Annotated in this window: 10 protein-coding genes and 1 tRNA gene; 9 read left to right on the top strand and 2 right to left on the bottom strand. The window is 60.8% G+C overall.

The window, feature by feature from the left end; translation table 11 throughout:
- Window positions 1-56: 56 nt before the first annotated feature.
- Window positions 57-2018 (bottom strand): peptidylprolyl isomerase, encoded by a 1962-nt coding sequence (locus HDF10_RS03570; protein WP_260177583.1) that lies wholly within the window; start codon window positions 2016-2018, stop codon window positions 57-59.
- A gap of 275 nt (window positions 2019-2293) precedes the next feature.
- Between HDF10_RS03570 and HDF10_RS03565 the strand changes: the two genes are divergently transcribed.
- Complete coding sequence (locus HDF10_RS03565) at window positions 2294-3907, top strand: S41 family peptidase (RefSeq protein WP_183810512.1); 1614 nt, start codon at window positions 2294-2296, stop codon at window positions 3905-3907.
- A 71-nt stretch (window positions 3908-3978) separates the two neighbouring features.
- On the opposite strand, the gene HDF10_RS03560 is transcribed toward HDF10_RS03565, so the two are convergent.
- A tRNA-Gly gene (locus tag HDF10_RS03560) sits at window positions 3979-4053 on the bottom strand.
- A 177-nt stretch (window positions 4054-4230) separates the two neighbouring features.
- Here HDF10_RS03560 and dinB point away from each other — a divergent pair.
- From dinB to HDF10_RS03520, 8 genes are all read left to right on the top strand, one after another.
- Window positions 4231-5289 (top strand): DNA polymerase IV, encoded by a 1059-nt coding sequence (gene dinB, locus HDF10_RS03555; protein WP_183810510.1) that lies wholly within the window; start codon window positions 4231-4233, stop codon window positions 5287-5289.
- A gap of 374 nt (window positions 5290-5663) precedes the next feature.
- Entirely contained in the window at window positions 5664-6656 is a 993-nt protein-coding gene (coxB, locus tag HDF10_RS03550; RefSeq protein ID WP_311732649.1) for a cytochrome c oxidase subunit II, read from the top strand.
- 22 nt (window positions 6657-6678) lie between these two features.
- Window positions 6679-8361 carry a cytochrome c oxidase subunit I gene (ctaD, locus tag HDF10_RS03545; RefSeq protein ID WP_183810501.1) on the top strand — a complete coding sequence of 561 codons (1683 nt, stop codon included), beginning with the start codon at window positions 6679-6681 and terminating at the stop codon, window positions 8359-8361.
- Window positions 8361-8972 (top strand): cytochrome c oxidase subunit 3, encoded by a 612-nt coding sequence (locus tag HDF10_RS03540; RefSeq protein WP_183810499.1) that lies wholly within the window; start codon window positions 8361-8363, stop codon window positions 8970-8972. Before ctaD ends, HDF10_RS03540 begins: the two co-directional genes overlap by 1 nt.
- 21 nt (window positions 8973-8993) lie before the next feature.
- The gene (locus HDF10_RS03535; RefSeq protein ID WP_183810497.1) at window positions 8994-9863 is read left to right on the top strand and encodes a hypothetical protein; all 870 of its coding nucleotides are present in this window, start codon (window positions 8994-8996) and stop codon (window positions 9861-9863) included.
- A complete protein-coding gene (locus HDF10_RS03530) occupies window positions 9860-10609 on the top strand; it encodes a c-type cytochrome (RefSeq protein WP_183810495.1) in 750 nt (249 codons plus the stop codon). Before HDF10_RS03535 ends, HDF10_RS03530 begins: the two co-directional genes overlap by 4 nt.
- A gap of 66 nt (window positions 10610-10675) precedes the next feature.
- A complete protein-coding gene (locus tag HDF10_RS03525) occupies window positions 10676-11365 on the top strand; it encodes a QcrA and Rieske domain-containing protein (protein ID WP_183810493.1) in 690 nt (229 codons plus the stop codon).
- Window positions 11353-12852 (top strand): cytochrome b N-terminal domain-containing protein, encoded by a 1500-nt coding sequence (locus HDF10_RS03520; protein ID WP_183810485.1) that lies wholly within the window; start codon window positions 11353-11355, stop codon window positions 12850-12852. Before HDF10_RS03525 ends, HDF10_RS03520 begins: the two co-directional genes overlap by 13 nt.
- Window position 12853: the final 1 nt, after the last annotated feature.

Below are 12853 nucleotides of genomic sequence, written 5' to 3'. Positions count from 1 at the left end.
ACCACAAACAGCAGCGCGAGAGCCGAAGCCCTCGCGCTATAAAGAAAACTCCACGCCTACTGCGGAGGGGGAGTCGGTATCGGCGACCCCGGCGTAGCCGGAGGCTGCCCCGCATCCGGAGGATTACTGGCAGGAGGCGCAGTCGCCGGAGGCACTGTCGTCTTATCGCTAGCCTTCGGTGCAGGAGTTCCCGTTCCATGAACTCCTTCCAACGGAGTTCCCCGGTCAGGAGCCTTCGATGGCGTCTCATCCAGCGGAGCCTTTGGCGGAGCTGGCGCCTGATTCTGCAACCGCTCCTTCTTCGCCCCCTTCACCTTCTTCTTTTTCTTCTTCTTGGCCGTATCGCCGTTCAGCCCCAGCGGTGCCGCCTGGGTCTGCTGGGTCGCCTTCTCTTCGGCACTCGCAGGAGCAGGCGCAGCAGCCGCCTTCTCCTTCACCTTCTTCACCTTGGCCGTCTTCTTCGCCGCAGCATCAACCTTCGCGCGATCACTGAAGCGGGTCTTTCCAACTACAGGCGCGGTCGCTACCAGAGGATTCGGACCCGCATCCGAGCTCGACTCCTGTGCCCCCGTCTCCAGCGGGGCAATCGCCGTACCGGGAGCAGCTGTCTGCTCGGGAGCAGACGAAGCCGAAGCCGCACCAGCACCCACATCGCTCCCCGAAGCCGTCTCCTCAGGCCCTGCCGGCAAAGAGTTCCGCGGAGCCTGTCCAAATCGAACCTTCTCCCGCTTCACCTTCTTCGGCTTCGCAGGCTTCCCGTTCTTCGTCGTAGTCGTCGGAGTTGCCACCGCAGCAACCTGCTTAGCCACAGGCGCAGCCGTCGTCTTCGCAGCGGTAGAGAATTTTGTGCCACGATCAAATCTCTTCTTCTGCTGGACGGTCTTCTTCTTCACGACCGGTGGAGCATACGCCGTAAACACCGGTTTGGTCTGCTTCGCGCTCGCGCCCGAATCCACATACCCAGCGCGAATGTCGATATAAGCCTCTTCCCGCAGCTTCGTCAGATATGCGCGCAACGCAGGTTGCATCTGCTCCGAATACATCGCCTCCTGAATCTGCTGTTCAACGTCCTTCAGCGGCGGCACACCGGAAACCACATGGTCGGTAACCTTCAAAATCACGAACCCCTGCCGCGTCCGGATCGGTGCCGTCCACTCCCCTGCCTTCAGATCGAACGTCTGGTCCTCCAGAACCTTCGCCAGCGCCCCACGCTTATAAAGTCCCAGATCGCCGCCCTTATCAGCAGTGGGCCCGCCAGAGTTCGCCTTGGCCAACTCCTCGAAGTTCCCTCCGTCCTTCAGCTTCGCCTCGATACCGTCCGCCTTCGCCTTCGCCTGGGCGACTGCGGCATCATCCGCATCGGCAGCCGTAGGAATCAAGATCTCGCTCAGCTTGATCTGTTCCGGTTGGACAAACTCCTGTTTATGCGCGTCGTAATAAGCTTGTTCCTGACCCTGCGTAATCTGCAGACGCCGGCCTACTTCATCCCGCACCACCTGCTGGGTAATCACGTTATCGCGAATCCCTGCCTTGAAGTCCTCAAAAGAGACGCCCTGCTGCCGCGCCGCCTTCTCCAGGTCCTCCATCGTGTCCATGTGGTTCTGCTTGCGAATCTCGTCCAGCCGCCGAATCACATCAGCGTCCGCATTGATCCCCAACTCTTTGCCTCGCGAGAGCAGCAACTGCTTATCGATCATGTCGCGCAGCAGGTTCTTCTGCCTGTCGGCAACGTCAGTAGCACTTACCCCAGTCTGCCGAGCCTCTTCCGCAAGCTGTTGTTCCGCCCGCTCCACATCGCTGCGGCTGATGATCTGGTCGTTCACATGCACGACCACATCCTCGACGACCGTTCCATTCGGCGTAATCGGCTGAGTCACTGGCAGCGTCAACACAGGTTGCGGCGCGTTCGGAACGCTCAAAGGGCTCTGGTACCGCGGCGCTTGTGCTTGCACCACTCCCGGCAGTGTCAGCAAACCTAGCCCGCACACCACCGCAAACTGCGAAATTCTCAAGGTCATCGTCACTCGTATCTTTATCAACATCCCAACATCAAATCCCAGCCACATCCCGGGTCCGAACCCTTATCGCCCAACACGTCCGCCCTGGTTTTTTAGACTCAACCCAGGATTGGACGGTATCCGTACCCAATTCTAACTGCCGCGCCCCGAACTAGCGAATCCCTCTTTCGCGCGCAGCCCCGGCTCACCCCAGGATGCTATACTCCGTCCAAGATAGGACGTCTGTCCCAGCGCACTTTCACGCGCCGTCTCCACCTCTGAGGTAACCCAAGCCCATGGCTCCCCGCACCCGCCGCGCTCTCTTCTCCGCTACCGTCTTTCTGGCCACCTGCGCTGTTATCGGCTCCTTCATCAACCAGAAGGTCGCCGCCCAGTCCGCCAGCGATGAGTCCACCCTGCGCGACTCCCTCCACTCCTTCACCAACGTCTACTCGCTCGTCGAGCAGAACTACGCCGAACCCCTCAACACCGACAAGACCGACAAGGCCATCTACGACGGCGCGATCCCAGGCATGCTCCACGTCCTCGACCCCCACTCGAACTTCTATGACCCCAAAGCCTTCGCCCAGATGCGCGAGGACCAGCACGGCAAGTACTACGGCGTCGGCATGACCATTCAGCCGCAACCCACCCCCAGTGGCAAGACCAAGATCGTCGTTCTCTACCCCTTCGAAGGAACTCCCTCCTATAAAGCCGGCATACGCCCTGGCGACGAGATCCTCAACGTCGACGGCAAGTCCACCGAAGGCATGGACTCCACCGCAGTCGCGTCCCTGCTCAAAGGCGCACGCGGCACCCACGTCTCCGTCACGATGGTTCGCGAAGGCGCTGCCCGTCCTCTGGTCTTCGATCTCGTCCGCGACGAAATCCCGCGCCCCTCGGTTGACCTGGCCTTCCTGCTCAGCCCCGGCGTCGGCTACATCCACGTCTCCAGCTTCATCGAAACCACCAGCCACGAGGTCGGCGACGCGCTCGACAAGTTCGGCGACATCCACGGCCTCATCCTCGACCTGCGCGGCAACCCCGGTGGCTTGCTCAACGAAGCCGTCAATATGTCCGACAAATTCCTGCAAAAGGGACAGATCGTAGTCTCCCAACGCGGCCGCGCCTTCCCCGACCAGGTCTACCGCGCCACCCGCGGCGAAGAGGGTCCCAAGTTCCCCATCGTCGTCCTGGTCAACCGCAACACCGCCTCAGCCGCCGAGATCGTCTCCGGCGCCCTGCAGGATCACGACCGCGCCCTCATCGTCGGTGAAACCACCTTCGGCAAGGGCCTCGTGCAGACCGTCTTCCAGATCACCGAGAACACCGGCCTCGCCCTCACCACCTATCACTACTACACGCCCTCCGGCCGACTCATTCAGCGCAACTACGACCACGTCTCCCTCTACGACTACTACTACGTCCGCGACGACTCAGACAAGGCGAAGGACAAGAGCAACCTCGAGGTCAAGCTCACCGACTCAGGGCGCACCGTCTACGGCGGCGGCGGCATCACCCCCGATGAGAAGATCGACAACCAGAAATTGAACCACTTCCAGGACAATCTCCTCATCCATTACGCCTTCTTCAACTTCAGCAAGCACTATCTCGCCACCCACACTGTCACCAAAGACTTCGCGGTCGACGACGCAGTCCTTCAGCAGTTCAAGGCATTCCTCAAGGACAATCAGGTTGACTACACCGACTCCGACATCGCAGGAGTCGGCGAATGGGTCAAGGAGAGCATCAAGAGCGAGCTATTCACCTCGCAGTTCGGTCAACTCGAAGGTCTCAAGGTCCGCGCCGAGTGGGATCCCCAGATCGCCAAGGCAGTCACCTTCCTGCCCGAAGCCCAGACCCTCGAAGATCACTCCAGGCTGGCCCAGAAGAACACCGCCAGCCGCTGAACTTCGGCTCATTGCCAATAGAAAAGGCGTTCAAGCACAAGCTTGAACGCCTTTTTCTATGCTTCGAATTCTGGAGCGGGAGACCGGGATCGAACCGGCGACATTCAGCTTGGGAAGCTGACGTTCTGCCACTGAACTACTCCCGCATCGAGTCCCATTATACGCAAATATTCAGGTAACTCGAACGCTCCCACGCTTCACGGAGCTTTCCTCAAAACAGAATGCACCAGGCACAGTGATCGCACATCGCGCCCCCATCAAGAGATCGCCGCCGACATTTCCCCCTTCAATCTCAACCCCGAGGCCTATCATGGATCTGAATCATGGTTCGCAAGATCGTTCACGTAGATATGGACGCGTTCTATGCCTCGGTCGAGCAACGTGATGATCCGGCGCTGCGCGGAAGACCCGTCGTCGTCGCGTGGCGGGGCAAGCGATCCGTCGTCTGTGCGGCCTCCTACGAGGCACGACGCTTCGGCGTCCACTCCGCAATGCCGGCGATCCATGCCGAACGACTTTGTCCTGAGGCGATCTTCGTGCCACCAGACTTCACTCGCTACCGCGCCGTCTCCCGTGCCGTGCGCGAGATCTTCCAGCGCCATACCGATCTGATCGAGCCACTCTCCCTCGACGAGGCATATCTCGACGTCACCGAAAACAAGACCGGCCTGCCCACCGCAACGCGAGTAGCCATCACCATCCGCCAGCAGATCCACGACGAGTTGCATCTGACAGCATCCGCCGGCGTGGCGCAGAACAAGTTCCTCGCCAAGATCGCCTCCGACTGGCGCAAACCAAACGGTCTCTTCGTCATTCAACCCGAAGAGGTTCAAACCTTCCTCCCTCCTCTGCCCGTCGCACGCATCCCCGGCGTCGGAAAGGTCACCGAGACTCGCCTGAAGCAGATCGGCATCCTCACCATCGCTGACCTGCTGGCTCTGGAATCAAGCGCACTCGAAGCACAGTTCGGACGCTACGGAATACGCCTCCACGAGCTAGCCCGGGGGATCGATCACAGCAAGGTCGTTCCAGACAGGCCAACCAAATCCATCTCTGCCGAAGACACCTTCGAGCGCGACATTCCCCTCTCCGAAACCGAGGAGCTGATCCGCCGTCTCGCAGAAAAAGTCTGGATCGCCTCCCGCCAAGACGGTCGCATAGCACGCACCGTCGTTCTAAAACTAAAGACGAGCGACTTCAACATCCTCACCCGCAGCCACACCCCTTCCACCCCTCCCGAATCGTGCGAAGAACTCATCGCGATCGCTCTACTCCTCCGAGAGCGCATCCATCTCAAATCCACTCAGCGTTTCCGTTTGGTGGGCGTCGGCCTAAGCAACTTTCGAGACGCCGAAGGTCTGCAATCGCCTCTGTTCGACTAGATCCACCTCAAGCCCGGCAGCATAGCTGCGTCCAGCAGCGTTCTCTCAACCTGGCTTGAGTTAGCCGCTATAAAGCACCTCACAACCAGCAGCTTTGCATCCTCAATTTTTTTTTATAAAGCTGCCGCCATTTGCATACGATCCCCATCTAACGCGGTGAATGTCATAAACGAAACAAAATGTTCTCGCAGGTTCAATCAATCGTGCTGGATTGGTTTAACATCTGATTCAGATTCTTGGCTCTAGTGATGCTCTTTCAACCTGTTGCGTATCGAGGTCATACCGCCTTGTCTCCTTTCACCAGACATTCGCCGACAGACACCCCGCAAATCAGAAGTGTGCCTGCATGGATCTTGCGGGGAGTGGCGTGCAGCGTGTCTTTGATCGCCGGCACGGCCTTCGCGCAATCCCCCACAAACATCTTCGATCCCGCAGGCACCCCAGCGCGCTCTGCCTTTGGCCTGTCGATGCTGGTCCTGTCTATCACGCTTGCCATCTTTCTCATCGTCGCCGGCCTCTTGCTCTATGCACTCGTCCGCTTCCGGCACCGCTCCACAGACTCCAACCGCGAGCCCGCCCAGATCTACGGCAGCAACCAGATCGAGCTCTCCTGGACCGTCATCCCGATCCTGATCGTCGTCACCCTCTTCCTCACCACCACGCGCGTCATCCTCGGAACCGAGGCAATCCCCAAGCCCGCAAGCGCCATCGATGTAACCATCATCGGCCATCAGTTCTGGTGGGAGTATCGCTATCCCAAGTCCGGCGTCGTCACCGCAAACGAGCTCCACGTCCCCATCAGCGATCCCGCATCGCCGACCCCAACCTATCTCACCATGTCCTCCGCCGACGTCTCCCACAGCTTCTGGGTGCCTCGTCTCGCAGGCAAGATGGACCTGATTCCAAACCGCGTCAACACCATGTGGATCGACCCTGAAGCGACGGGCCTCTATCTCGGCCAATGCGCTCAATACTGCGGCACCCAGCACGCAAAGATGCTCCTCCGCGTCTACGCGCAGTCCCCGCAGGATTTCGCCGCGTGGATCGAGCAGCAGAACAAGCCCGCCCAACAGGAGTTTCCCGGCAACGCCGCCGCCACCGAAGGCCAGGCCGTCTTCATGAAAAACGCCTGCATCAACTGCCACACTGTCAAAGGAACTGTCGCCACCGGCCGCTTCGGCCCCGACCTGACCCACCTCGCCAGCCGCGACACCATCGCCTCCGGCCCGATTCAAAACACGCCCGAGAATCTCCGGAAGTGGGTTGAAGATCCAAACACCATGAAGCCCGGCTCGCTCATGCCGGCCATGCACCTGAACGATCACGATCTCGACGTCATCACCGCTTATCTCTCTCAGCTTCACTAACCTCACCGGAAAGAAGCGAAGCATGACCACAACTCCTGTATTGGAAGCAATCGACGAGACACTGGAGACGCAGGGCCGGCCGCCGCTCAACGTCATCTACGAGTGGCTGACCACCGTCGATCACAAAAAAATCGGACTGATGTACATCGTCTACGCCCTCATCTTTCTGGTCGTCGGCGGCTTCGAAGCGATCCTGATGCGCATTCAGCTCGCGATTCCCAACAACCACTTCGTCTCACCCCAGGTCTTCAACCAGCTCTTCACCATGCACGGCACCACCATGGTCTTCTTCATGGGAATGCCCATCCTCTTCGGCGTCGGAAACTATCTCGTCCCCCTCATGATCGGCGCGCGCGACATGGCCTTCCCGCGGCTGAACGCCTTCAGCTTCTGGATCTCCGCCTTCGCCGGCATGCTGCTCTACTTCAGCTACATCGGCGGCAGCGGCCTCTACGCCGCAGGCTCTGCGCCCGACGTCGGATGGTTCGCCTACGCCCCTCTCACCTCAAAGGTCTTCTCTCCCGGCCACAGCACCGACTACTGGACCCTCGCCGTCTTCCTCAGCGGCGTAGGCAGCATCGGAACCGCACTCAACATCGTCACCACCATCCTCTGCATGCGCTGCAAAGGCATGAAGATGAGCCGCATGCCGCTGCTTCCCTGGCTCTATCTCGTCATGGCCGGCCTTGTCTTCGTCGCTGTCAGCCCGCTCACCGCAGCGCAAATCATGCTCACGCTGGATCGCTACCTCGGCGCTCACTTCTTCGACACACAAGCCGGCGGCTCCGCCATCCTGTGGATGCACTTCTTCTGGATCTTCGGGCACCCCGAAGTCTACGTACTCGTCCTCCCAGCCTTCGCCTTCGCCAACGAGATCATCCCCGTCTTCTCCCGCAAGGCCATGTTCGGCTACCCTGCGATGGTTGCAGCGTCAGTCTCCATCGGCTTCATCAGCCTCAGCGTCTGGGCGCACCATATGTTCACCGCTGGCCTCGGTCCCGCAGGCAACACCTTCTTCGTCTTCGCCACCATGGTCATCTCGGTGCCCACGGGGATCAAGATCTTTAATTGGCTCGCCACCATCTGGGGCGGCAAAATCATCTTCGCCGTCCCCATGATCTTCATGATCGGCTTTCTCTTCCAGTTCCTCATCGCCGGCCTAACCGGCATCATGCTCTCGGCTGCCCCGTTCAACTGGCAGCTCAGCGCCTCCTACTTTGTCGTCGCTCACTTCCATTACGTGCTCGTCGGCGCAATCGTCTTCTCGCTCTTCGGCGCCTTCTACTACTGGTACCCCAAGGTCACCGGCAGGATGATGAGCGAGACTCTGGGCAAGTGGCACTTCTGGCTCTTCCTCATCGGCTTCCACCTTACGTTCGACTTCATGCACGTCCCCGGCATCCTGGGCATGCCGCGACGTATCTACACCTACGAAGCCGGCCGCGGCTGGGACACTTTGAACTTCATCGTCGGCGTCGGCGCAATCTTCCAGGCCGCAGGCACACTCGTTCTGGTCTACAACATGATCCACTCCTACTACAAAGGCAAAGAGGCCGGCCACGATCCCTGGGACGCCTGGACCCTCGAGTGGTCGGTCCCATCGCCGCCTCCGTCCTACAACTTCGCCATCGAGCCCACGGTCAGCAGCCGCCGCCCACTGTGGGATATCAAGCACCCTGAAGATCCAGACGCGGACTACGAATAATGACAACCATAACGACAGCAAGCAGAATCCCCATCGACGGCCCGGTAGAAACCCCATGGAAGCTGCCCTATCGCGGCAACATCGGCATGGCGTGCCTCATCATCGCCGAGTCCGCGATCTTCATCATCTTCGTCGTCGCCTACATCTACTACATCGGCAAGAGCCTCAGCGGCCCAACTCCCGCGCAGGTCCTCGAGCTTCCCATCTTCGGCACCATCTGTCTGCTCTCCAGCAGCATCTTCGTTCACTTCGCCGTCAGCTCTCTGCGCAAAGATAACCTCCGAGGCTGCACCCTCAACCTCGCCGCCACCGTCCTTCTCGGCACCATCTTTCTCGCCACCACAGCCCAGGAGTGGTATCACCTCATCCACGACGAAGGCCTCACCATCAAAACCAACCTCTTCGGCACCACCTACTACTCTCTGGTCGGCCTGCACGCGACCCACGTAGTCGTTGGCCTCATCATGCTCTCTCTCACCCTCGGGCTCTCGCTCACCGGCCACGTAAAAGAAGAGCACTCCGAGAAGCTCGAAGTCCTCTCCCTCTACTGGCACTTCGTCGACGCAGTCTGGGTCGTCGTATTTCTCGTCGTCTACGTCATAGGCAGATAACTTCCGGAAAGGAGGAGCACGATGCAGGAAGAACAATTCACTCAATCCGCACAAGATCACCAGCACGAGCACCGGTCCGACACCGTCATCCTCCCGGCGCCGACGCCCTGGCCCATGGTCCTCGCGCTCGGGGTCTCGCTCATGATCACCGGCATGGTCACCCACTGGGTCCTCAGCCTCTTAGGACTCATCCTGACTCTGCGCGCCATCTTCGGCTGGTTCTTCGACATCTTCCCGCACGAGCTTCACGTCGCCGTCCCCGTACAAACTGGCGTCATGAAGATCGCGAGCACCCGCACCACACGCGAGCAACTTCCCGTCAGCGCAGCCCATCGCACGCTGCTGCCGGTTGAAACCTTCAGCATCACCTCCGGCATCAAGGGAGGCATCGTAGGCGGCATCGCGATGATCGTTCCCGCAGCTCTCTTCGGCCTCCTCAAATTTCACAGCATCTGGTACGCCGTGAATCTTCTGGCCGCAGGTGGCTTCGTCCGTTGGGCGAGCGAGAGCACAGCCTTCCTCTGCCAGTTTCACCTCGAAGGCCTCTTAGCCGCTACCGGCATCCACGCCTTCACCTCCGTCCTCATCGGCCTTCTCTACGGAGCCATGCTGCCGATGTTCCCCAGAAAACCGATCCTCACCGCTGGCTTCGTCGCTCCCCTGCTCTGGACCGGCCTTCTCTACTCCGCACTCGGAGTCATCAGCCCTGTCCTCAACGCCCGCATCAACTGGCTATGGTTCGTCATCTCACAGATCGCCTTCGGTCTGGTCTGCGGCTTCATCGTCAACCTCCAGGTCAAGGTGCGCACTCCGCAGTTTCGATCTCTGCCCTTCGCCGTTCGCGCCGGTATTCACAGCGATGTACCTCTTACGAAAGACGAAGACCTATGAGCGCAGTCCCTCACAGACTTAAAGTGTTCGGTACCCTCATGCTGTCGACTGCCTGCCTCGCAACCATCGGATGCAGCAGCATCCACGGCCGCCCCGGACCAGGCCCCGAGGTCATACGACCCGATGAAGTCCTCGACTTCCCAACCCTCTACAAAGAGAACTGCGCAGCCTGCCACGGAGCTAACGGCAAAAACGGCGCAGCCATCGCGCTCGCCAACCCCGTCTACCTCGCAGTAGCCGGAGAGCAGACCATCCACCAGACCATCACCAGAGGCGTCCCCGGCGGCCTCATGCCAGCCTTCGCAAAATCCTCCGGCGGATCACTCACCGACAAGCAGGTCACCATCTTGTCGCAGGGAATCATGCAGCAGTGGAGCGCCCCGGATCAACTAGCAGGAGTAACTCCTCCACCCTACGCGGCCACCTCGCAGGGCGATGCCAACCGCGGCCAGCAAGCCTACGCCGCTTCCTGTGCACGATGCCACGGAGCAGACGGCGAAGGCACCCCCGGAGACCCAAAGACAGGCGCAGGCAAACTCGGCTCCATCGTCAACCCGTCCTATCTCGCCCTCATCAGCAACCAGGACCTGCGCAGCATCGTCATCGCGGGCCGTCCCGACGAGGGCATGCCCGACTGGCGCTCCGACTCCGCCCAGCCCCTCACCGATCAGCAGATCACCGACATCATCGCCTGGCTGGCCTCCAAACGCATCGCCGAACCCGGCCAGCCCTATCACTCCCACTAAACAGCACTCTCACCACAGAAAACAAGACGCAGTGAAAAACGAAGTGCAACGCAGGAGCAGGAAGCAATGACACCGAGTGAGCAGCTCCCAACAACCGATCACACGAGGACCGACCCAGCCGTCGAGACTGCGGCCGAGACTACGAAAGACCCGAGCATCGCCGCAGGCCACTCCCGCCGCGTCTTCCTCTTCAAGCTCGCGCTCGCGGTCAACGGACTCGTCGGCGTCGTTCTCGCCATCCCCATCGTCGGCTATCTCCTCGGCCCCGCGCTCAAGAAGACCTCCGGCGAAAACTCCTGGATCAACCTCGGCCCGCTCTCCGACTTCCCCGAAGGCGAAACCCGCCTCGTCAACTACCGCAACCCCATCACCAACGAGTGGGACGGCCAGACCGGCGACATTCCCTGCTGGGTCCGCCGCGTCTCCGGCGACACCTTCCAGGTCTTCGCCATCAACTGCGCCCACCTCGGCTGCCCCGTCCGCTGGTTCGCCCAGTCCAAACTCTTTCTCTGCCCCTGCCACGGCGGCGCCTACTACGCCGACGGCTCCCGCGCCTCCGGACCACCCGAGCGCGGCCTCTTCGAGTACGACCACAAAGTTTCCAATGGCACCCTCATGATCAGCGCCGGCAGAATGCCAACCCTCGCCAACGAAGCAAAGACCGTCACTCCCCTAACCCAAATCAATGGCAGCCCCGCCGCCCGCCTCAACGCAATCGACCAACCCCAGCCGAGGTGCAGCTCATGCCAGACTTAAAACAACGCAGCCTCGAGGTCTACAACTGGTTCGAAGCCCGTCTCGGCCTCGGCGCACCCCTCATCGAAACAGCCGAGCACGAAGTCCCCGCCAACACCGCCAGCTGGTGGTACGTCTTCGGCAGCGCCGCCACCGTCATTCTCATACTTCAAATCTTGACCGGCGTCCTCCTCGCCCTCGTCTACGCCCCCACCGCCAGCAACGCCTGGAACAGCCTCCAGTTCCTCGACCACAACGTGAAACTCGGCTGGTTCCTCCGCGCCATGCACGGCTGGGGCTCCGACTTCATGGTCGCCATCGTCCTCATCCACATGGTGCAGGTCTTCCTCTTCGGAGCCTACAAGTTCCCCCGCGAGCTCACGTGGATCATCGGCGTCTTCCTCCTGCTGCTAACCCTCGGCATGGCCTTCACCGGCCAGGTTCTGCGCTTCGACCAGGATGCCTACTGGGGCCTCGGCATCGGCGCTTCCATTCTCAGCCGCGTTCCGCTCATCGGTGGCCCACTCGTCGGCCTCATGCTCGGCGGCCCCATCATCGCCGGCAATACCCTCTCCCGCTTCTTCGCCCTCCACGTCTTCGTCATCCCCGGCATGCTGCTCGGCCTTGTAGGTCTTCACGTCTGGATGGTCCTCCGTCTCGGCATCAACGACTGGCCCATGCCCGGCCGTCTCGTCAAAAAATCCACCTACCAGCGCGAGTACCACGAGCTCGAGAAAAAAACCGGCATTCCCTTCGTCCCCGACGCCGCATGGAAGGACGCCGCCTTCGCCGCCGCCATCATGCTCGCCGTCATCGCCTGCGCCCTCTGGTTCGGCCCCTTCGGGCCCAGCGGCCAACCCGACCCCACCATCATCGAGACCGCGCCCAAGCCCGACTACTTCTTCCTCTGGCTCTACGCCGTCCTCGCCTATCTCCCGCCAGCTCTTGAGACTCCGGTCCTCTTCATCATGCCGGTCCTCGGCATCGGCGCGATGATCCTCCTCCCACTGCTCTCCGGCGAAGGCGAAAAGCACGTCTCCCGTCGGCCGGCAGCCGTCCTGATCGTGTCTGTGCTAGCCGTCTCGCTCGGCGTCTTTACCCACCTAGGCACCTACACGCCGTGGAGTCCCATCATGAACGCTTGGACCAGCGATCCCATCCCCGTTGCGTACCTCCACAACCGCACCCCGCTCGAACGCGAAGGCGCCCTCGTCCTCCAGAACAAACAGTGCCGCAACTGTCACTCCATCGGCGGCGAAGGCGGTCTCCGCGGACCCGCACTCGACGCCGTAGCCGGACACATGACCGAAGACCAGATCATCCGCCAGGTCCTGCAGGGCGGAGGCAACATGCCCGCCTACGGCAACGCCCTCAACCCCTCCGAGACCACCGCACTCGTCAAGTTCCTAACAACCCTGCGCGGCAACGACCTGCAACCGGCCATCGACGCCTCCCGCCACCTGGCCCTAAACGGCGAAGCGACGCCAGCAACCACAAGCGGACACTAAA

The organism is Tunturiibacter empetritectus (assembly GCF_014201375.1).
Lineage (GTDB): Bacteria > Acidobacteriota > Terriglobia > Terriglobales > Acidobacteriaceae > Edaphobacter > Edaphobacter lichenicola_D.
The sequence above is the reverse complement of the archived record's forward strand: the minus strand, read 5'-3'. Positions and strand labels throughout refer to the sequence as shown.